The sequence below is a fragment of the Hymenobacter translucens genome (assembly GCF_020685205.1).
Taxonomy (GTDB): Bacteria; Bacteroidota; Bacteroidia; order Cytophagales; family Hymenobacteraceae; genus Hymenobacter; species Hymenobacter translucens.
In genome coordinates this window covers 268,369-290,506 of record NZ_JAJERB010000007.1, presented here as the reverse complement: position 1 = coordinate 290,506, position 22,138 = coordinate 268,369, and the positions used below count along the sequence as shown (strand labels likewise).

Annotated in this window: 12 protein-coding genes; 3 read left to right on the top strand and 9 right to left on the bottom strand. The window is 65.0% G+C overall.

Annotated elements, in window-relative coordinates; all coding sequences use genetic code 11:
- Window positions 1–222: coproporphyrinogen III oxidase (locus LJY25_RS16470; protein WP_227609486.1), on the top strand; the 222-nt coding region annotated here is incomplete at its 5' end.
- A 78-nt stretch (window positions 223–300) separates the two neighbouring features.
- Here the strand turns inward: LJY25_RS16470 and LJY25_RS21410 are convergent.
- The 6 genes from LJY25_RS21410 to LJY25_RS16440 form a co-directional block, all read right to left on the bottom strand.
- The gene (locus LJY25_RS21410; RefSeq protein WP_227609484.1) at window positions 301–1,167 is read right to left on the bottom strand and encodes a universal stress protein; all 867 of its coding nucleotides are present in this window, start codon (window positions 1,165–1,167) and stop codon (window positions 301–303) included.
- 148 nt (window positions 1,168–1,315) lie between these two features.
- Window positions 1,316–2,590 (bottom strand): glutamyl-tRNA reductase, encoded by a 1,275-nt coding sequence (hemA, locus tag LJY25_RS16460; RefSeq protein ID WP_227609482.1) that lies wholly within the window; start codon window positions 2,588–2,590, stop codon window positions 1,316–1,318.
- 163 nt (window positions 2,591–2,753) lie between these two features.
- Window positions 2,754–4,541: a sensor histidine kinase gene (locus LJY25_RS16455; RefSeq protein ID WP_227609480.1), complete on the bottom strand. Its 1,788-nt coding sequence runs from the start codon at window positions 4,539–4,541 to the stop codon at window positions 2,754–2,756.
- 243 nt (window positions 4,542–4,784) lie between these two features.
- A complete protein-coding gene (locus tag LJY25_RS16450) occupies window positions 4,785–5,549 on the bottom strand; it encodes a response regulator (RefSeq protein WP_227609479.1) in 765 nt (254 codons plus the stop codon).
- A gap of 128 nt (window positions 5,550–5,677) precedes the next feature.
- Window positions 5,678–6,607 (bottom strand): DUF389 domain-containing protein, encoded by a 930-nt coding sequence (locus LJY25_RS16445; RefSeq protein ID WP_227609477.1) that lies wholly within the window; start codon window positions 6,605–6,607, stop codon window positions 5,678–5,680.
- A gap of 102 nt (window positions 6,608–6,709) precedes the next feature.
- A complete protein-coding gene (locus LJY25_RS16440; RefSeq protein WP_227609475.1) occupies window positions 6,710–7,339 on the bottom strand; it encodes a flavin reductase family protein in 630 nt (209 codons plus the stop codon).
- 304 nt (window positions 7,340–7,643) lie between these two features.
- Between LJY25_RS16440 and LJY25_RS16435 the strand changes: the two genes are divergently transcribed.
- Entirely contained in the window at window positions 7,644–8,135 is a 492-nt protein-coding gene (locus tag LJY25_RS16435; RefSeq protein WP_227609473.1) for a carboxypeptidase-like regulatory domain-containing protein, read from the top strand.
- Window positions 8,136–8,399: 264 nt separating this feature from the next.
- Complete coding sequence (locus LJY25_RS16430) at window positions 8,400–9,536, top strand: hypothetical protein (RefSeq protein WP_227609471.1); 1,137 nt, start codon at window positions 8,400–8,402, stop codon at window positions 9,534–9,536.
- A gap of 48 nt (window positions 9,537–9,584) precedes the next feature.
- On the opposite strand, the gene LJY25_RS16425 is transcribed toward LJY25_RS16430, so the two are convergent.
- The 3 genes from LJY25_RS16425 to LJY25_RS16415 all read right to left on the bottom strand — a co-directional run bounded on the left by LJY25_RS16425 (window position 9,585) and on the right by LJY25_RS16415 (window position 22,000).
- Complete coding sequence (locus LJY25_RS16425) at window positions 9,585–15,173, bottom strand: alpha-2-macroglobulin (protein ID WP_227609470.1); 5,589 nt, start codon at window positions 15,171–15,173, stop codon at window positions 9,585–9,587.
- Window positions 15,174–15,317: 144 nt separating this feature from the next.
- A complete protein-coding gene (locus LJY25_RS16420) occupies window positions 15,318–15,512 on the bottom strand; it encodes a PID-CTERM protein-sorting domain-containing protein (protein WP_227609469.1) in 195 nt (64 codons plus the stop codon).
- A 68-nt stretch (window positions 15,513–15,580) separates the two neighbouring features.
- A complete protein-coding gene (locus LJY25_RS16415) occupies window positions 15,581–22,000 on the bottom strand; it encodes a T9SS type A sorting domain-containing protein (protein ID WP_227609467.1) in 6,420 nt (2,139 codons plus the stop codon).
- Window positions 22,001–22,138 lie beyond the last annotated feature (138 nt).

Sequence of the window (22,138 nt, the reverse complement as noted above, 5' to 3'; positions counted from 1 at the left end):
CAGAAGCAGTGGCAGCTGGTGCGCCGCGGCCGCTACGCCGAGTTTAACCTGGCCATCGACCGGGGCACGCGCTTTGGACTGGAAACCGGGGGGCGCACCGAAAGCATCCTGATGAGTTTGCCACCCCAGGCCGAGTGGCACTACAACCGGCAGCCCGAACCCGGCTCTCCCGAGGCCCAAACCCAGGCCTGGCTCCGCAAGGGCATAGAGTGGATAGCGTAGCGCGGACTTTGTAGTCCGCGCTACACCAAAAAGCCCGACTGTGAAATCGGGCTTTTTGTTTATGGAAAACTTCGATTATTAATGTAGCTGAAAGGTAAGTACCGGCGGAAAGGCATGGGTGGCAACCGTTTCGGCAATGCTGGCCTGCAGAAAGCGGCTGATACCGGTGCGGCCGTGGGTGGGCAGCACAATCAGGTCGGCCCCGACCTGCTGGGCAAAAGCGGGTATGCCGGCGCTGGGGCTCGGGGCGTCGAGCACGGCGGGCTGAAACCGCTCCAGCTGGTGGCGCTGGGCAAAGGCCATTATTTTCTCCAAGGCCTGCTGCTCCCCGCCGCCGTTGACGACGTGGAGCAGGTGCAGGGTAGCTTCGGGAAACAAAGCCAGCAGCCGGCGCAGCTCGGGTACGGCCCGGTCCATCTCGGGCGCGAAGCTGGAGGGGAACACGATGGTCCGCACGTGGAAGGCCGGGGCCGGATGCTTCACGGCCAGTACGGGGCAGGGCGCGGTCCGTACCAGCCGCTCGGTGTTGGAGCCCACAAAGAAATGCTCGGTGGCCGTGTGGCCCTGGGCGCCCATTACCACCAGGTCAATCTGTCGTTCCTGAATAGTGCTCAGGATAGCGTCGCCCAGGCGGGTGGTTTGCACCATGTCCTCGACCGTCACGCCCGGAGCCAGGCGGGCGGCTTCGGCTATCAGCCCGTGCATCCGCTGCTTGGTTACCTGCAGCAGCTTCAGCACAAAAATATCCTCCATGCTGCCGGTGCTGTTGGGCAGCTCCGAGCCGTTCACCGGCCCGCCGTACGTGCTGAAGCCGGCGGTTTCAGGCAGTTCCACCACGTGCAGCAAGGTTACGTGGCCACCCGTGCGCTTGGCCAGTTGCACGGCCACCTCAAAGGCATGGTGGGCTTCGGTAGAGAAGTCGGTAGGGACAAGGATTTTTTTCACGGTAGGAAGTTGGAAGAAAGTAGATTCAGGGAATGAAAAGCCGCTTTTCGCTGACCAGGCAATGGGTGAGGAATAGATTCCCCGGTCAGAGCCGAATGAACACCCGAACCGTGCCGGGGTTAACCCTGGCCCGGAAGCAATGTACTAGTTATGCGGCAAGCTCGTCGGTCGGGACATCCAGTGCAAACAGTTCAGTGAGCACGGCCACGAGCAGGTCAGATTCCCCACGCTGGCAGGCGGCTTTGAGCCGGAGCACCGGCAGCTTCAGAAACTTCTGGGTCAGGGCCCGGGTCACCTCGTCGAGGCGGCCAGCTTCCTCGGCGCTGGCTTTCTTCTGGTAGCGGGCCACTTCCTGCCGGCGCAGCCCTTCGAGTGTGCTTTTCAGCTGCTGAATGGTGGGCGAGACCTGCAGCTCCCGGCTACGCAGGGTGAATTCGGCCAGGCTTTCGGTGATAATGCGCTGGACCTGGGGCACGGCCGCCAGCCGCCGGGCCAAGGCCGCGGAGGCTTTGGCCTGTATGGAGTCGATGTTGTACACCAGCACCCCCGGTACCTGCTCGGCCACCGCTTCAATGCTGCGTGGTACGGACAGATCGATAAAGTATTTCGGACTCAGGATGGGCAGGGCGGCCAGCTTTTTCCGGGTGAAAAATGGCTGGTCGGCGGCAACAGACGAAATAATGATGTCGGCTTCGGCCAGACCCTGGCTGAGCTCGGCAAAGTCGAGCACCCGCAGACCACACTCGGCCGCCACGACGGCAGCCGTAGCGGCCGTGCGGTTGCACACGGTAACCTCGGCAAACCGCTGGCTCTTGCCGAAGTGCCGGCACACGTCGGCTCCGATTTCGCCAAGCCCCACGATCAGCACGCGGGGACCGTCGAGATGGGCAGTCAATTCCCCGACCAGCTCCAGCGTGGCGTAGGACGTGGAGGCGGCCCCGTCGCGAAAGACAGTTTCCTGCTGCACGCGCTTGTTGGCGGCCAGCACGGCGTGCAGTAGGCGGTGCAGAAACGGCCCGGCGGCCCCGGCGTCGGCCGAGCGTTGATAGGCCCGCTTAACCTGGCTGCTGATCTGCACGTCGCCGACCACCTGGGCGTCAAGACCGAGGGTCACTTCGAACAGGTGCCGGGCCACCTCTTCCGCCGCGTTCAGGCAGTCGAAGTACGACCTGAAGTCGGTGCTGTCGATGCCCTTCAGCACGCCCAGCGCCCGGATAATAGCCTCACTCTGGTCGGTTTCAGCGGTGTAGTACACCTCGGTGCGGTTGCAGGTGCTGAGCACGAGCAGGTCGGTGAGGCCCAGGCTGTGCTGCAGCGTGTAGAGCAGGTAGCCGCAGGCCTCTTCCGGCATCGACAACAGCTCCCGAATGGCCAGCGGGGCTTTTTTATACGTCAGGCTAACAGCCTTGAAGAAGTGATTCATCGGGGAATAGCAGTCCGGCCGTCGAGCCCGGGAAGTTCAGGTTGCGAAGCCCAAAATTCCGCTGCTGCTGTCCGCCGCCCTATGAGTTGCCTCACCCTGCCGGATGATTCTTATCACCAACTGCGCCCGTTTGGCCGGTTCTCACCGACCTGGCCCGACTGGCCTACTGCACCGCCGCCGCCCGCGCCTGGTATTCGGGCGTGCTGCCGGGCACCAGCAGCTGGAAAAATGCCCCGGCCTGGTTGCGCATCGTCACCGTGCCGCCCATCTGCTCACTCAGGGCCAGAATCAGCTGCTTGCCAAACGAGGTATCCGGAGCCTGCCACTGGGCCGGGTCGATACCCGGGCCGTTGTCTTCTACTTCCAGCAGCAGCCCGCCGGCGTCGGAACCGGGTGCGGCTACCAGGCGGATGCGCAGGATGGGGCGGGCCACGTTCTGGTAAGCGTACTTAAGGGCATTGGTGACCAGCTCGTTGATAATCAAACCCAGGGGCACGGCCTGGTCTACTTCGTGGGTGGGCAAGTCCAGCTCCAGCACCAGGTCGAAGCGGGAGTCGTCGTAGCCGTAGGCTGCCAGCAGCCCCTCCACCAGGTTGGTGATGTAGGACGTCATGTCGACGGTCGTCACGTCGGCGGTCTGGTACAGGCGCTGGTGGATCAGCCCCATGGCCTCGACCCGCTGCTGCCCCTCCCGCACGGCCCGGGCCGCGGCAGCGTCCGTCAGCCGGCTCGACTGCAGATTCAGCAAACTCGACACGATGGCCAGGTTGTTTTTAACCCGGTGGTGCAGCTCCCGCATCAACAGCGTCAGGCGGCTGGCCTGGTCCTGAATCCGGGCGTTGTTTTCGGAGATGGTTTGGTTGGTGGCCTGCAGGCAGGCGTTGGCGCGGCGAATCACGCGGTACTGCCAGAAGCTCAGCCCCAGCAGGCCCGCCAGCAAGGCCAGCCCGGCGGCCAGCCCCCAAAGCTGGGTTTGCTGGCGGGCATTGTCCTGGTCGAGGCGGGCAATGCGGGCCTGCTGCTTTTCCAGCCGGTAAGCGGCTTCGATGCGGGCCACGGCCTGGGTTTTCTCGACCCGGCCCAGCTCATTTTCCAGGTTCCGCCACTCCTCCATCAGCGCAATGGCCTGTGGATAGCGCCGGGCGTCGCGGTGGGCAAAGTAGCTGGCTTCAAGTGAATTGCTGAGGCGGTGCGGGTCGCCGATGGCCCGGCCCAGCACCAGGCAGCTGTCGGCAGTGGCCACGGCCCGGGCATGGTCGCCCTGCCGGCGGTAAGCCCAGCTCAGGTTGCGGTAGGCGTGCTCGAGGCCGTTGCGGTTGTGGTGGCGGTGGTGCAGCGCCAGCGCCTTGCGCAGGAGGCGGATGGCTCCCGGGATGTTGTGGTAGAAGTCCATCTGCAGCTGCCCGTAGTTGGCATAGGCAACCCCCAGCGACGATGGCACGCAGGGCTGGGTTTCCTCGATGCGGATAGCCCGCTGGTAGCATTGCCGGGCCGAGTCCGGGAGCTTCAGGTCGCGGTAGATGATGCCCTGGCTGAGCAGGGCTGATACCATGGGAGCCGGGTAGGGTCCCCGCTCGGCCATAGCCAGAGCCAGGTTGGCCTGCTTAAGGCCTTTGCGCGAAAGCAGCGCCACGCCCTGGGCATCGCCCATCCGCTTGTAGGTCTGGGCATAGAGGGTGTACACCGACGAAAGGCCGTCGAGGCGGCCCTGGCGCTCAAACAGGGCCTCGGCCCGTCGGCCGTAGAAAAAGGCCGAGTCGAACTCGCTTTGGTTGCGCAGCACCATGCCCAGCAGCAGATTGCTCTGAGCCATTCCAAAGGGGTAGCGCAGGCGGTAACTTGCCCGCAGCAGCTCCCGGCACAGCACGGCGGCCGAGTCGTTGCTGCGGGCCAATAGCAGCCGGGCTTCCTCCAGCCGTTTCCGCACCCGGGCAGTATCAGTCGCCGCCAAAGCATTCGGTTTGCCAGCTGCCGTTTGCGCCCGGGCTTCTGGCGCCGGGGCCGAACCAAAAAGCAGCAGAAGCAACAGCAGACGAAGCATGGTCGCGGAAGAGGGCGGAAGAAGAGCCGGCGGCTGGCCGGGGTGAAGTCGGCACCAAACGAATGTAGCAGTCCGGATGCACTGCCGGGCCGAAAAGAAGGCCAACGGCCCTGCTGCGCCAGTGAATGACGCTATCTGGTAGGCCATCCCGGGTTAGCGGAACTGAAACTGCCGGAGAAACGCCTCCCGGTACTGCCGTCCCAGCGGCACGCCCTGACCCGCCACGGTGGCTTCGGAGTCGGAGAAGCTCTCGACCCGCTGAATGTTGACGGCAAACGAGCGGTGTACCCGAACCAGCTGGGCAAACTGCAGCCGCTCCAGCACCGTGCCCAGTGTCAGGCGCAGGGCGTACTTGCGGCCGGACGTGATAAGCGTGGTATAAGTATTGTCGGCCTCCAGCAGCAGAATATCGGCCAGGGGAATCCGCACGAACTGGTGATTGTCCTTGATGAAGACGTGGTCGTTGAGCTGCAGGATGGTGTCCCGCGTCAGCGCGTCGCGGTCGGCCGGGGCCGGGCCGGGCGTGGGAGGAGTGGGACGGGCAAAATTGTGCAGGGCCAGCGCCAGGGCAGTGCGCAGACTAACCCGGGTAGCCGGCTTGGGCAGATAAGCCGCCGGGCCCGTGGCCAGGGCCCGCTCCAGGGTTGGCTGGTCGGCCAGCGCGGTCAGGTAAATGAGTGGAACCGGGCGCAGCGCCAGCAGCCGGCCCGCCGTTTCGATGCCGTCCCAGGGACCCTGCAGATGAATGTCGCACAGTACCAGGTCCACGCGGTGCTGGCTGAACAGCTCCAGGGCCCGGGGACCGGTGCCGGCAATGCCCACCACGGTGTAGCCCTCCGACTGCAGCGTGGCCTTCAGGTCCAGGGCCAGCACGGCCTCGTCCTCGATAATCAGCAGCTGAACCTGGTTGTCGGACATGGCGGAAAAGCAGGGAATAGCCGGGCCGGCAATCCGGCGGCCCCGTAGTGCAAGTTCGCGTCCGGCACCCGAAGTGCCAAACGCCGGCCGGCTTTTCCCGCGCCTGACCGACCCGGGATGTCCTGCGGCTATACGATCGGCTTGCGCTGGTGCACCAGCTTCTGCTTGATCCACAGAAACGGCGCCCCCAATCCCACGATAAAGCCCCAGTCGGCCCCGAACCGCTCCAGGCCCTCGAGCGCCAGCTCGGGCCGCCCGACGGCCAGGCCGGCCCCAATCAGTGCGGCAGCCGGAATAAAGGCCATGGCAATGAGTGGGCCGGCCTGGAAGCTGCGCCGGTACGCCGCCAGCATTACCACGCCTGCCAGCGCCCCGGCCCCCGAAAGCAAAAGCTCCATCAGGCGGGGGTGAGACAGGTGCTCAACCTCCGGGTTGGCCGCCAGCGCGGCGCCCGAGGCCTCCCCGGCGGCCGTCAGCGCCAGCATGGTCAGGGCAGCCGTGGCAATCAGCACCGCATAGCCGGCCAGGGTGGAGGTCACGCCGTGACGCACCACGCTCCAGCGGCGCAGCACCAGCCCCAGCGTTACTTTCGTCATCGGGTCGAAGCCCGGCGCGATGATGGCGGCGGCTATAAACGAAATGGCCTGGGGCACCGGCTCCGATACCAGGCCCACCGCGCAGATCAGTCCGCCCAGGGCCATAAGCAGCAGGTAATTGGCCGTAATGGCGCCCTGGTGGCGCAGGCCGCTTTCCATTTCCTCCCAGATAGCCTCATCCTTGTCGTGCTCGATGGTTTCCTGCCTGGCCGGAGCAATAAAGCTGGCTACCTCGCTGGTTATCACGCTCAGGTCGTTGGCAGTCGGGACGGCAGCCCGGGCCAGGCGCAGCACCTCGTCAGCTCCGCGGTTGAGCACGTGCACGGTGAGCACGTCACCAACCGGCTTGCGGGACGCGCCGGGGCTTACGCTCAGACCAATAACTTCCGGCACGGCGGTTAGCTGCTGGCACAGGAGCTCGGTGACAGAGGAGGCGACGGTGATTTCCAGGGTGCGGTGCATAGCAGCGGGGTAGAGGGCGGAAACTGCCCCGTTTCCAGCTGAGCAGTAACGCCTGTACGGACCAGCCAGCTCGGCTGTTGGAAGAAAATTCCTGGCTTCGGCTTATTGAGCCACCGGCGGCTGCCCCACCCGGGCGTAGCCAAACCGCACCGGAGGCAGCACCTCGTGGTAGGCATCGAGGCCTGAAATACAGGCGTCGCCGAGGGCTACCAGGTCCAGGGTGCCATCGGGGCGCAAAGAGGTTTCGGGCAGGTACACGTGCTCGACGGTGCCCACCAGCAGCACGGTGCCATTGGAGATGGGCAGCTCTTCGAGCAGACGCAGGCCGATGCCCAGCGGACTTTCGGCCACGTAGGGCGCCGGAAAACCGTCGCGGTAAACTGGCGTGAACCCACAGGCGTCGAACTCGGATACTTCCGGGGCAAAGTCGGCGGAGGTGTAGTGCGCCCGGGCCGCCAGCGCCGCCGGTACGTGGTTGAGCGTGTAGCAGCCGCTGGCTTTCAGGTTCTGGTAGGTGTGGCGGGGAACGGTGGTGGGCCGGGTTACGAGGCCGAGCAGGGGCGGGTCGGAGCCCAGGTGCAGGGCCGAGCTGAACACTGCCAGGTTGGTGGCCCCGTCGGGGGCGGCGGTGCCCACGAGGTTGGCAGGCTTGAAACCGGGAAGGCCGTTGACGAGGTTCAGGCGGTAGATGCGCTCAAAGGCGTGAATGTCGGCGGCGGTGATATGGCGCATGGCGGCGGAGAGGTGATGAAGGAGGCACTAGCTTTTCAGACCCTGAGAGCGGGCTTTTGTTTAGACCCGGGTTCCGGCTGTTGGTACACATCGAGTACGGATAGGAGGTATCGGAGTCTGATTTGCTCTTTTCCTGGGTCGGCAGACATCATTCACCCAGCAAACCGGACCGTTGGCATGCGTATAGCCGAGCTTCGGCCAAGAGTTGAAAACCGGGCGGGCGCCTGCCGTAGGTTTGTTTCATCGCTCAGCCACTAAGCCGGTCGGGCCGCCAAAGATCAACTTCTCTACTACGTCCTGCGCCATGTTTACTTTTCGCACCCTCGCTTCTTTCGCCGCTGCCACCGCCCTGCTGCTGACCTCGCTCACCAGCGTAGCCTCCACCGGCGGCGCTGCTGCCACGGCCTCGGCCACCACCAAAACCGTGGTTGCCACCAAGCGCCCGGCTATGGCTAGAAAGACAGGTAAGCGGACGGTCAAGTTTACCGCGCTGAAGCCGCTGAAGGTGGTGCCCACGACGGATATTTTCTCTGACCACCGCCCCGTAACGCTGACCGGCTGGGTAACCGGCGCCGACGGCATGCCCCTGTCGGGTGCCACGGTCTGGATTACCAACGGCGTGCAGAAGCAGGTGAGCGTCACCGACGCCAAAGGCGACTTCGTGATGAGCCTGCCCAACAACGCCACGATAAGTCTGACGGTGGGCTACGCCGGCTACGAAAACCGGACGGTCGTGCTGACCCAGCCCCGGAAGCAGAATGGCGTAAGCATTTCCCTGGAGTCAGAGAAGCAGTAAACGCTTGTTCAGGAGCCCGCAAATAAGCTTCCTGACTTCGCGTCCGCCCGCCGCATCGGCCGGCCCGCCGTGGCGTTGTCCACGGGCAGGGCCGGCCGATGCGGCGTTAAGCGGGTTGCCCGTTCGGGTGCTTACAAGGAGCGCACCTGCTATAAATAAGCCGGTGTTTTGTGGTAAGAATTGCGGGATTCTGCTTAGGTTTCCGGTTGTGTCGCTGCCGGTCCGGGCTGCGGCCGGCTTTACTGCTCTTATCCGCTGCTGCCCATGCTTCGCCTGCTGTACCTGCTTGCCCTGCTTCTGCTCCTGACGCCGAAAAGCCACGGCAAAGAGAAGTACACCGACCTCGTAGCGGCCGTCAAAGGCGGCGACGTGCGGGTGTCGGCGGTGGTAGCCGCCACGCTCGGCAGCACCAACAATGTACGCTGCCAGCTTAAGAATCTCACTTCCCGCTCTCTGTCACTGCGGGTGCCGCCGGGCCTGCATTTCGGCTCCGAGCCCAGCGCCCAGGACCTGCTCACCTGGCAGCCGCAGCAGCTGGTCATAGCCCCCGGGGCCGAGCAGGCCATCAGCCTGCAGGGCTTCTGCCTGGAAGCGGCCGACCATGCCCCCGCCCAGAATGCGGGTCTTGCCTTTATCGGCTACGCCAAGCCGGCCCTCAAGTCCCTGGCCGACTCACTTGCCAAGTACCCGGTCATTGCGGCCGACTACGGCCAGAGCCTGGTCTGGGCCCTGACGGACAAGCGCCCCCTATGGGAAGACCTGGCCGTGGCGCCTGAGCTGGAGAGGGCGGCGCGGAACGTGAGTCGCTTTCTGAGCGCGCAGACCGGACAGCCGGCGGTGGCGGTAGTGCGTTCCCGGCCCGGCTACCGGCGCATGGCACCCGAAATATTCTCGAAAAAGGTGACGATGCTTTACCAGAACCATGCGGCTCAGCCCGTTACGCTGGTACTGCTGGACTCGGCGGGGCGGGAGCTGCGCACGTTTTTCCGCAACCGCCCGGCGCCGACCGGCGTGCTGCGCTACACGTTTGGCGTCAATGAGGTTGTGCGACCGGGCAAACGCCCGCTGTACTTCCTGAAGCTGCTCGGGCCCGGCAACCAGCTCCTAAGCCAGCTGCGCGTCGATGCCACGACCAGCGAGGCAGAGCCGGTGCTGCGGGTGCGCCGCTTCACTTATCAGTTCAAGCTTACCAGGCCGGTCCGGAACGTGCGCGTCACGGTGCGTCTGGCCGACGGCACCCTGGTCAAGGAGTTTCCGCGCGAAGGCTCCCTGCCCGCCGGTCCGGCCGAGTTTCAGCTCGGCTTCGACCACACGTACCCACCCGAAACGGCCTTTTTTGCCCAACTCGAAGGCGCCAACGGTGTGGTGTACAACCGCCAGCCGGTGCCGGATAAGAAGTAGCGCGAAGCCCGGCCGCAACGGCGCAGCGAAGCTTCGCGCTACAGCCCGTTACCGCACGCGCACCACGCCGGCCCCGCTGTAGGAGTGGTACTCGGCGTTGTACATGGCATCGGCGCTGACGGGGCCGAGGCGGAAGGTGCCCTTGCTGACGGCCCGGGCCGTGTAGTAGAACACCTTGGGTGCGGTAGTGGCGGTGGTGAACAGGTTGATCCGGTCGTCGCGCACGTCCAGGTAGTCGGGCTCGGCGGCGTCCTTAACCCAGGTCAGGTCGCGCACGGCGCCGATGCGCGGATTCTCGATTTCCAGACCGGCCGGCAGCAGGTCGGTAATGGCCACGTTGGATACCGACCCGGCCGCGTCGCCCGACTGAATCGTGATGCGCACTACTACAAGGTCGTTCTGGCGGAACGTGGCGCTGCCCACCGGCTGGCCGTTGCGGTCCAGGAACTCGCGGCGCACGCGCAGGTAGGCGTCCTCTTCCCGCACGGTGTTAGTGGGCGAGACACCCTCGGTTTCCCAGAAGTAGTACAGGCTGCCGGTACCCGACGTGCGCAGGTTTACTTTCCGGTTGGCCACGTTGTTTACCGTCAAGTCCTTGCCCGAGAAGGCGCCGATAACCTTGCCATCCGCCAAAAGCGAGGCCGTGGCGGTGCTGGCGGCGTTCTGCCGGGCTACTTTGCCCAAAGCCAGCAGGGCAAAGGCGCGCTCCTGGGTGTTCAGCCAGCCGGCCTGCTTTACCTGCCGGCTAAGCTGTCGGGTCAGGGACAGGGTGAGGGCGTTGCCGGGGTCGGCTTCGAGCAGGGCGTTCAGGATCAGGGCGTCGTCGCGCAGGGGGGAGTAGAACGAGCCGTCGAGGGCGCGGTGAGCGGGCCGCTCCGAAAAGCGGGTGGGCAGCAGGTCGCGGAAGTCGCGCTGGTTGCCGCCCACGGCCTGGGAGGCGGCCAGCAGAAAGCGCGAGTCCTGAGCCAGCAGCTGCCGGTTGGCTTTGTAGTAGTTCAGCGCCACCGGGTCCTGGCGGCCGGCCAGCGCCAGCACGTAGAGCGAGTAGGCAATTTCCTTTTTGGCTATGACCCTGCGGCGGGCAATGTTGCTCACGTCGAAGTAGTCGTACTCCTCGGTTTCGCGCTTGCGGTTGCGCATCTGCAGGTAGCGCAGCAGCTTGTCGAGCACGTTCTTATTCACCTCAAAGCCGGCGCGCTGGGCTTCCAGCAGGAAGTGGGCCGCGTAGGCCGAGGTCCACCAGTTGTCGTAGTCGCCGCCGGGCCAGTAGCTGAGGGAGCCGTTGTAGAGCTGCTGGCTTTCAATCTTGCGGATGGCCTCCTGCACGTTGTAGTTGGGGTTGTAGCGCGTGCCTTTGGCCTGCTTGCCGGCTTTCTGGGCTAGCGTCGAGGCCAGGTCGGCGTAGTAGAGCTGGGGAAACGCGGCCGACACGGTCTGCTCCAGGCAGCCGTAGGGATACTGCAGCAGGTAGCGCAAATCCTTGGCAAACTCCGTCATCGGTGAGCGGCTCACCACCAGTTGGCTCCGCAGCGTGGCCGGCAGGAAGTCGGTGCGCAGGTTCAGCGTCTGCCCGCTGCCCGCCTTAACCACGCCCGAGCCGGTTACTTTTTGCAGGGGCGAAGCGGGTCGGACGGGGAACTCCACTCTCTCACTGGCCCAGAAGATTGGCGGGGTAGGAGGAGCATTTTTTGGCAGTTCTCTTATAAAGCCAGCCAATAGTTCAGTAGCTCCTATTTGGCTTGCAGCTATTCGGAAAACCTCACGCCGTTCCGCGTTAGGAGGTAGTACTATTTTGTGGTTAAGGCTATTGTCAGGCAAGAAATCATCTCCTCCATTGTAAGCTAGCTCACGGTCACGAGCTGTTTCCACAACCTTGAAGAGAGCAGGTGGAGCATCCTTTGCGGAAGAGCGGGAAATAGCAACTATACCGCGTATCTCTTTCCCCGTCGTATTCGTCAGCGTTACGGGCACGTCAATCGTGTCGCCGGGGCTGAGGAAGCGGGGCAGGCTGGTGCTGATAACCACCGGGTCGGCAATGCGCATGGTTTGCTCGGCCGAGCCGAAGGCGTCGCCCTTGTAGGCGGCGGCCATGACGCGCACGGCCCCGCTGAACTGCGGAATCCGTACCCGGTAGCGCACTTTGCCGTTGGCATCGGCGCGCAGCACCCCGCTCCACTTCGCGAGCAGCTTCACGCGGCGGTTGGGCACGGGCGTAGTGCGGCGGGAAAGGTCGCTGCCGTCGCCGCCGGTGCTGCTGGCGCCGTTCAGCTCGGGCAGCAGGCGGGGATAGATGTCAAAGGCATTCACTTCCAGGGCCCGCTTCTGGTAGAAGTAGGCGTAGGGGTCGGGCGTGCGGTAGTCCTTGAGCTGCAGAATGCCCTCGTCCACGACGGCCAGCGTCACGGCGGCCCGAGGCGCGGTGCTTACCTCGATAGTCTGCCAGGTCTGGGACCGGCTCTGGGCGGCCACCTTCACGGCTACCGGCAGGTGGGTACCGGGCTTTTCCACGGTCAGCGGCATAAAGCCCCGGGCCACGGTCAGCGGCAGGTTGTTGTCCCGGATTTCGCGGATGGCGGTGGCCGTGACGTAGATGTTGGGCACGTGCGTCCCCTTGATCGGCACGCTGATGCGGGCGGACTTCTCGTCGGTGGTCACGTAGTAGTGGTCGATGACGCGGTTGCGCTCCACCGTCACGAGCACCCGGCCCGGGAAGGGCGTTTTCAGCAGCAGGTTGGCCGTCTGCCCCGGCTGGTACTTCGCCTTGTCGGCCTCAATGGTTACCTCACCCTCGTTGCTGACTTCAAACGAGTTGCTGTCGGTGTCGCCGTAGCCATAGGCGTAGAAGCGGCTGGTCACGTAGGTTTCGGCCCCGGGCCGGCTGACGCGCACCTCGTACTCGCCCGAGCTGACGGGCGTGAAGCCCATACTCGTGCCCGAACCCACGGTGCGGTCCTGGGTTACCACGACCTGCTCGCGCTTCTGGGAGTTGTACACGTAGCGCCCGCCCCGGCGCTCAATCACCGTTTCCCAGATCAGCCGCACGATCTGCACCCGGGCCGGGGCCGAGGTGGGCTGCCCGCCCGGCGTGAGCCCCACGAGCCGAACCGTCATCGGCTGGCGGGTGCTGACCAGCTCGGGCAGGCGCTGAATGCCGAACAACACCGGCTGGGTCTGCACCTCGAAGGTTGCCAGGCGGTTTACTGGCCGGCCGCTTTCGTCGAACACGGTGGCAAAGGCGGTTCCTTCCAAAGTGCCCAGGTTTTCGAAGTCGGGCACGTCGTAGGTGGCGGTACCGCGGCCGGTGGCGTCGGTGCTGCCTTCCCGCATGGTTTTCTCGAACCGGTCCGACACCTCGGGGTTTTCCTCGTCGCCGATATACTCGCTGTTGCGCTGCTCCCCGCTCTGGATGTAGAAGGTGTAGTCGGCGTACTGCTTGGGCTTAAACGGCTTGGCCTTGAGCGAGAATTCCACTTCAAACTTCCGGTCGGCGGCCGGCGGGCCGAACAGGTTCATCGCCGTGAGGGTGGCCGTGACGGGCTGGCCCGGTTTCGCCACGGCCGGGGCGGCTTTCACCGTCACCTTGAGGCGGTCGGGCATAAACTCTTCCACGCTGATCTTCTTGGAGGCCAGCAGCACGTCGTTGCCGGTCAAAACTTCCAGGGTGTAGAGGCCGGTCATGATGGCCGGGGGCAGAATAAAGCGCGACTCAAACGAGCCGTCGGCCGAGAGCTTACGGCGCAGGCTGGCGTACTCCTTGCCCGTGGGCAGCAAGAGCCGGATCTTGACCGGCAGGTTCGCCGGTGGAGTTTGCCAGGTGTCGGTACGGACCACGGTGTTGGTGCGCACGGTGTCGCCGGGGCGGTACAGGTCCCGGTCGCCGTACAGAAACGCCTGGTAGCGGGCGGCGTTGCTTTGCAGTCCGCCCACGTCGAAGCGCGAGGTTTCGACGCGGTTGGAGGCCAGGTCGAGGAAGGTGAAGTCGGCGCCCTGCTGGGCGGTGAGCATGGAGAGCCGGAACCGGCTGGTACGGGCCGTGCTGTCGAACAAGGCCACGCCGCTGCCGTTCGTGACGCCGGTGCCAATGACCTGGTTGTTCGACGACACAAACCGCACCGTAACGCCGCTCAGGGGCCTGGCGGTGCGGATAGAGTTGGCAAACACCAGCGTGCTGCCAGCCTGACCCTGCTTGACGATCAGGCCGATGTCCGACACCGAAATCACCTTGCTTACCTGCAGCCACTGCCGCTCGGTGTCCTGCACTTTCACGATGTAGAGGCCCTTCATGCCCCCGCTGAACTCCAGGTCCTTGAGGGTCATGTTCAGCAGGCGGAAGCCCTGCTGCTTCGGCAGATTCGCCACCGTGTAGGTGCGCTCCGACACCACGCTGCCCACGTTCTCGATGTCGTAGTACTGGTAGGAGTGAGACTCGTAGTCTTCGCCGTCCCCGCCCTCGTATTCGCCCCCTTCGCCTTCCTCATCCCCGTAGCCATAGCTCGTGCCCTGGCGCAGAAACGCCTGGATGTTGTTGGCATACACCTTGGCGATGGTGACCTGCACCTTGCCCACTTCCGACACCCGGATGCCCAGGTTGCGGGCGCCCAGCGCGTCGAGGTACATGGCCTTGCCGCCGTGGGCAAAGCTCAGCGAAGGCCGCTCGTCCACGAACGATACGGTCTGCGTGAACGGCTCGGCGAGCTGTCCGCCCAATGCCCCGCGCACCCCGGTCCGCAGCCCGACCTGGTAGGTTTTATCCACGTCGAACGCACCCTTGAGCGTAAAGCCGCTTTCCAGGGCTTCCACCGAAAACGCCACCTCGGGCGTCACCGTCAGCAGCGGCTGAATTTCCAGCGCCGACACCGGCTGGTTGGTGAGCACGGTAATCACCGGGTCGCCCTCGACCAGCGCGGCCGTTACTTCCCGGATCAGCAGGGTTTGCGGGTCGGGCACCTGGGCCTGGGCGGAGAAGGGCTTGCTGGTGGTCTGGTCGGAGCCGACGGGGTGCAAACCGGGCGCGATGGTCAGCTCCACGGGGGAGCCCTGGCGCACGTCCTGGGTGAAGGCCACACCCACCACGCTGTCGGCCTCGGTGCTGCTCACCAGCTCAAAGGCGACGGGCTTGCCGTCCTGCGTTACGCGCAGCAATGGCTGCACGTCGGCGGGCTTCACGGCGTAGTTGAACAGCAGGTTGGCGCGCATCTCGGCGGTGCCGGCAGCGCGGCGGCTCTGGGTCCAGAACAGCTGGGGCTCGTGCATCCGCAGCCGGGGCGTATGGAACCGGGCCAAGGGCAGGTCGGGCAGCTTCCCCTTCTGCAGCTGGGCCATGGCTACCGGGTGCCACTGCGCCTGGAAGGTCGTGGCGGGCCGGAACGGCTCCTGGGGCGAGAACACCAGCTCCCGGTCCCCGGTCCACTTAAACTTGCCGCGCACGGCGGGCTCAAACTTCACGTACTGCACGGTGTCCCAGCGGTTCACCCGGCCCGCACCCAGGGGCTCGTCGAAGGCAAAGACGATGTTCTGATAGGGCGCTATTTCGGTGCCGTCGGGGCCGGCTTTATCGTCGGGGCCGGACCGGGAGCAGGCGCACAGCAAAGCCAGCAGCACCAGCAGGGGCAGGCGGAGCAGTCGGGGGGTAGTCATAAGAATAGAGGGAGTAGAAATGACGCCGGAAGGTATAGAAAATAGGGAATTGCTGTTGAGGTAATAGCGCGCAATAATGGCGTGAATGCAAAACGCCGCCCGGTCTGCTGACCGGACGGCGTTAACCAGAGGGTAACAACTGCGCTAGGCGTGACGGCGCTTACGCAGTCGGGCCAGGGCGTAGGCCGCCCCACCGGCCAGCAGCAGCGAAGCTCCCCCGTCGATGGGCACGGCCGTAGGCGTGGACGGGTTCGGGGTGGGGCCGCCGGAGTCGGGGTCCTGGGCCTGCGCACTCCAACTGAAGGAGAGCAGCACGGCAGCAGCTAACAGGTATTTCATAAGGAACAGAGTCGGTAGTGGCTTTGCCGTCCCGGCTCCAGGAAGCCGGGACGGTTGCCGATGAGCAATTATTCGATGACCAGACGCTTGGTAGCCGTAGCCGCACCAGCCTGCACGCGCAGCGTGTACACGCCTTGCGCCAGGCCCGAAGCATCCACGAGGGTGCTGGTGCCGGTGGCGTTCAGGGTGCGCACCGTCTGGCCCAGGGCGTTGAGCAGGGTCAGCTGAGCCGAAGCGACACTGGCCGGCAGCAGGACCCGGAACTGGCCGTGGGCCGGGTTCGGATACAGCTGCACCTGCTGGCTCAGCACCTGCGAGGCCGTCGACAGGGCCCCGGTGCTGCGCAGCTCCAGGTAGAAGCGCCCGTTGGCCGTGGTGCCCGTCGTCTGGAAGCTGTAGCGCGTCGTGCCGGTGAGCAGCGTGCTCGTGCCCAGCAGATCGTCGCGCAGGGTGACCGTTGCGTTGGGCGCAAAGTTGAGCAGCTCCCCGACGGCCAGCGAGTAGGAGCCGGCCTGCGGAACCTGCACCGTCAGCGGCACCACCGTTGCCGTCGTGCCCAGCGTGCCCAGGCCCTGAATCGAGAGGCTCTGGCCGGTGCTGGCCGTGGCGGCCACGTTCAGGCCGGTCGTGTTGCGCAGCTTCTCGGCGTCATAGCCCGGATCCAGCCCGGCGGTGGCACCGGCCTGCACGTACACATACACGGCATCCGAGGACGAGCCGTTTTGCAGCTCCAGGCGCAGCTGCGGACGGGTGTCGGCCGTGCTGCGGCGGAAGGTCGCCTGGGTGGCATAGCTGGTCACGCGCTGGGCGTCGCGCAAGGTGAGCGTGGCCGTGGTCTGCCCCGGGGCAACGCGCACGAAGAAGGCCTGCCCGCTGGCAATGAAGGGTCCGCCCACGCCGATGCCGTTGGTATAGGAGCGGTAGGCGCCGGTGTACGTGTCGCGGCTTTCAAACACGTACATCGCACCCGTCAGGCCCATACGGTCGGCTTCAACAACCAGGCGCCAGTCGAGCGGGGCCGGGTAGGGGTTGCCCACCAGCTGCCAGCCGGCGGCGGCGGCGGTGGGGCTCGTGTCCGGGTTGCGCTCCAGGGCGAGCGGGTAAGTGCCCGTGTTGAGCGTGCCGGAGAAGCTGACCGTGCGGCTGCCGGGCACGTTGAACGTGTAGCCCGCGCCGACCTGCATCGTCTCGCCCAGGGTCATGGGCGAGAACCAGCCCTTGTCAAAGGCCGACAGGTTGTTGGTCGTGCGGTCCAGGCGCAGCTGCTGGTAGCCGAACACGGTGGGGAAGGGCGACACCGAGCCCGGCGTAGCGCTGCCGTTGTAGTCGGGGTTGACGACGGGCGTCGTGCCGGAGGTGCCCAGCTGGCTGACCGGGGCACTGGCGACGGGGGCCGAGAAGTGGCGGTAGCCCGGGCCTGGGTTCTGGGCCGGGCTGATAAAGCGCTGCACGATGGCCGTGCCATTCACCACGCCCGTGCCGCTGTTCACGACCAGCGCCGTGCCCGTCGCATCCGAGAGCAAGGTCAGGGACTGGCCGCTCAGGTCCACGTTGCCCGTGCTGCTCAGCACCAGGCGCTGACGCACACTCAGCGGCTGGCTGAGCGTGACGGTGTTGGCGTTGGTGGTGACCAGCTCACGCACCTGGCCGGGCAGGGCCGAGCCGGTAACCTGGGGCTGGGTGCCGTTGTAGGTGTAGGTCGCATCGGAGGAGAACGAGCGGGTGCCGGTAACCTGCACCATGCCGGCGCCGGGCGTAGTGCTCAGGCCGGCCGGGGAACAGATGCTTAACGAGGCGCCGGCCTGCAGGGTAAACGAGCCCGGACCGGTAACTTCGAAACAGCCGGAGCTGAGCTGACCGCCGGTTTCCACCAGCAGGGCGCCGTTGACGGTAATGTTGCCCTGCAGCGTACCCGCGCCGGTACCGGTCACGGTCACGTTGTTGTAGGTGCCGGCCGGGATGCTTTGCCCCAGCGTACTTACCACCAGGTCGGTTGCTCCCGAAGCGGTTACGACAACGGCGTTGGACGTAAAGGAGCAGCCGCTGGCCGGGTCGGTGGCCGTGGCCGAGTAGGTGCCGGCCGTGCTCACATTCAGCGTAGAGCCGGTGCTGCCGCCGGGAGTCCAGGCATAGGTAGCGCCGGTCAGCGGAGCGTCCACGTCGCCCCGGGTGCCGGTGGCCGTTAGGCGGGTGAGCAGGTCGGGGATGTCGGCTCCGTTATAGCTGCCGAACGTACCGCCTACCACTACCTGCGCATCCGGCTGCAAGGCCAGGGCGAATACCGTACTGCTGAAGCCCCGGGTGCCCGGGCCCACGGGGCCAAAGGTCAGGTCGCGGGTGCCGTCGGCGTTGAGGCGAACGAACTGGTCGGGGATGGATGCGCCGTTATAGCTAAGAATGTTACCGCCTACCAGCACCTTGCCGTCAGGTTGCACCCCCAGTGCCCATACCGAGCCGCTGAAGCCCGAGCCACCGGTGTTAAAGCTGGCATCATGGGAACCATCAGCGTTCAGGCGTATCAAAAGGTCTGGCACATTCACGCCATTATACTGCGTGAAATAGCCGCCGACCAGTACCCGGCCGTCGGGCTGTACCGACAAGGCAAAAACGCGTTCATTCAAACCGGCAGCGGCGCCGTTGAAACTCAGGTCGCGCGTACCGTCAGCGTTAAGGCGCACGAGGTAGTCAGGCGTGTTGGCCAGACCGTTGTACGAAGTAAAGAAGCCGCCCACCAGCACCTGTCCGTCGGGCTCCAGGGCCAGGGCGTGTACCGTATTGTCGAAGCCCGCGCTGCCGGCGTTAAAGCTTTGGTCCAGGGTGCCATCGGCGTTGAGGCGCACCAGGCGGCCGGGCACGTTCACCCGATTATACTGGGTAAACTCGCCGCCGACCAGTATCCGGCCATCGGGCTGCACGGCCAGTGCCCGCACGGTGCCATTGAAGCCTGCGCCGCCCGCGTTAAAGGTCGCGTCGAGGCTGCCGTTGGCGTTGAGCCGCACGAGGCGGCCCGATACGTTGGTGCCGTTGTAGCTGAAGAAGAAGCCACCCGCCAGCAACTTACCGCCCGGCAGCACGGCCAGTGCGTACACCGGGTCATTGAAGCCGCTGCCGCCGCTGTTAAAGCTGGCGTCGCGGGTACCGTCGGCGTTGAAGCGGGCCAGGTTTGTGGGAATTGCCTGCCCATTGAAGCGGCTGAAGCTGCCACCGGCCAGCACCTGCCCGTCGGGCTCCAGGGCCAGGGCCTGTACGCTTACCCCGCTGCTAAAGCTCCCTAATCCGGCGCCGCCCACGTTAAAGCCGGGCCGCACAGCTGCCGCCGTCAGCGTTTCGGAGCCGCCGGAAGGCAAGCTCACCGGCCCGACCGGCGTCACGCGCACGGCTACGGCAGCGGGGGCGTTTACCTGCACCAGGTTGCTGTAAGCCAGGCAGCCGCCACCGCTCGTCGCCGTGGCCTGATACAGTCCCGGCTCGGTTACGGTAATGCTGGGGCCGGTGGCCCCGTTGCTCCAGACGAAGGTGGCTCCCGCCACGGGCGTGGTCGTGCCCGGCTCGGTCGCGGCTGCGGTCAGCGTCAGGCTGCCGCCCGCGCACACGGTCAGCGGACCGGCCGGCGTTACGACAACCGTCGCGGGGGTGGTCTCGGTTACCTGCACGACGTTGCTGCCCGTAGTGCAGCCGCCGGCAGTGGCCGTAGCCGAATACGCGCCGGGCCGGCTCACGACGATGCTTGCGCCGGTAGCGCCGGTGCTCCAGGCAAAGGTAGCCCCGGCCGCGGCCGTAGCCGTGGTGTTAGCCGTGCCATCGGCATTGAGGCGGGTAAGCCCATCGGGCACGTCAGCGCCGTTATATGAAGCGAAGTTGCCGCCTGCCACTACCTGCCCATCGGCTTCCAGGGCCAGGGCCAGCACGAAATTGGCGAAGCCTGCATTGCTGCCGTTAAAGCCTGCGTCGCGGGTGCCATCGGCGTTCAGGCGCACGAGGCGGCCGGCAGTGCTGCCGTTATAGGTCGTAAAATAGCCGCCCACCAGCACCTGTCCATCGGATTTCAGTGCCAGCGAAGCCACCGAGCCGCCGTCAAAGCCCGTACCACCGCTGTTAAAGGTTGCATCGCGCGAGCCGTCGGTATTGAGGCGGGCCAGGTGTTTCGGAATGGTCACGCCGTTATACGTCAGGAAGAAGCCGCCAACCAGCACCTGGCCGTCAGATTCCAGCGCAAGCGCATTTACCGTGTCGCCGAAGCCAGTAGTTGTGTTGAAAGTCGCGTCGCGGGTGCCATCGGCGTTCAGGCGCGCGAGGCGGCCCGCCGCGCTACCATTGTAGGTAGTGAAGTCACCGCCCGCCAGTACCTGTCCATCCGACTTTACCACCAGCGCCCGCACGATAGCGTTGAAGCCTGCGCCTCCCGTGTTAAAGTTGGAATCAAGACTACCATTGGCGTTCAGCCGTACCAGGAAGTCGGGCGTGTTCACCCCGTTGTAGGTCAGGAAAGCTCCGCCCACCAGCACCTGCCCGTCGGATTCGAGGGCCAGGGCAAACACCGTATTCGTGAAGCTCGCCCCGCCTGCGTTGAAAGTTGCGTCGCGCGAGCCGTCGGTATTGAGACGCACGAGTCGGCCGGCAGCAGCTCCGTTGTAAAGCGAAAAATTGCCGCCAACCAGTACCTGCCCGTCCGGCTCCAGGGCCAGGGCAAATACGCCGCCATCAAAGCCCACACCGCCCGCATTGAAAGTAGCATCGCGCGAGCCGTCAGCATTCAGCCGGACGAGGTAGCCGGCCGTAGTGCCGTTATACGTCGTAAAGTTGCCGCCAGCCAGCGTCTTTCCGTCGGGCAAAGCCAGCACTGCATTCACGGCCGCGTTAAAACCCGCGCCGCCCGCATTAAAGCCCGGCAGGGTGGCCGTGGCCGTCAGTGTCTGGGTTGCGCCATCGCAGATGCTCAGCGAACCGGCCGGACTGATGCTTACCGTCGGGGTCGGGGCTGCGTCCACGCGCACGGTGTTGCTGTAGGTCGTGCAGCTGCCGCTGGTGGCCGCCACCTGGTAGAGGCCGGGCTGGGTCACCGAGAGGGTGGCCCCGGTAGCGCCGTTGCTCCAGGCAAAGGTAGTACCGGCCGGGGTAACGGGGGTGTTGTCGAACGAGCCATCAGCCCGGAGCCGGGTCAGGTAGTCGGGCACGTTTCCATCCCCGTTGTAGGACGAAAAGGAACCCCCTACCAGCACCTGCCCATCGGCCTGCACGGCTACGGCAATAATAGTGGCCTCGAGTCCGCTGAAGCCGGCATTGGTGCCGTTGAAGCCAGTGTCGCGGGTGCCGTCGGCGTTCAGGCGCACGAGGCCGTCGGGCGTGTTGGTCGGCGCACCATTGTAGGTAGTAAACACGCCGCCGGCCAGCACCTTGCCATCGGGCTGCAAAGCTATTCTACGAATAATTGTACCGCCAGTTGAGCCACTAGTAGATCCACTGAAGCCGGCATTAGTGCCGTTGAAGCCAGTGTCACGGGTTCCGTCAGCATTCAGGCGCACGAGCCGGTCAGGGGTGTTGAGCGCCCCGTTGAATACGCTGAAGGCCCCGCCCACCAGAATCTGTCCGTCGGGCTCCAGAACGAGGTCATACACGTGCTCATCGAACCCGGCTCCGCCGCTGTTGAAGGTCGCATCGCGCGAGCCATCGGCGTTCAGGCGCATCAGACGGGCCGACACGGCTACGCCGTTATAGGTCCCGAAGCCGCCCCCCACCAGAATCTGGCCATCGGGTTCGAGGGCTACTGCGGACACACTGCTGCCGAAGGCACTCCCGCCCGCGTTGAAACCGGTGTCGCGGGTACCGTCGGCGTTGAGGCGGATGAGCCGGCCGGCCGCCACGCCGTTATACATATCAAAGAAGCCGCCCACCACAATCTGCCCGTCGGGCTCCAGGGCCAGGTCCAGGACCGTGCTATTGAAGTTGGTGCCGCCGGCGTTGAACGTGAAGTCGCGGGTACCATCGGCGTTAAGGCGCAGCAGGTTGGCCGACTCATTGTTGCCGGTGCTGGTTCTGCCCGTGATGTTACCGCCTACCAGAATCTGCCCGTCGGGCTCCACAGCCAGCGCGAAGACGATACCAATCACAATAGCCGGATTGAAAGTGGCGTCGCGGCTACCGTCGGCATTGATACGCACCAGCGTGAAGCCCCCACTGCCATACGAGTTGAAGCGTCCGCCTACGAGGGTTTGCCCGTTGGGCAAAGGCAGTACGATGTTCACGTCGTTATTAGGCCCGGTAGTACCGATGTTCAGCCCGGGGCTCGTGTTGACGGCCGTAGCCGTGAGCGTGGTGCTGCCGCCAGGGCAGAGCGTGAGCGGACCAGACGGGGTCACGCTCGTCGTGAAGGCACACTGGGCCCTCGCCGCCGGGGCCGCGCCCAGCAGCAGCGCTGCGAGCAGCCAGCCGCTGAGGGTCCTGCTCCTGCTGGTCTTGAGACGAGGGTTAAAGGAGAAGAAGTGTTTCATTCAGTAGTGGAAAAACGGTGAGAGAAGCAGTGTTGATTAACCCTCAAACCTACCCGCTTTCTCATCAGGCGGCAATACCTACTTCCAGGTATTTTGCACGGTTAAAGTTGTTAACTGAACATTCGCCACCGCTGCTTC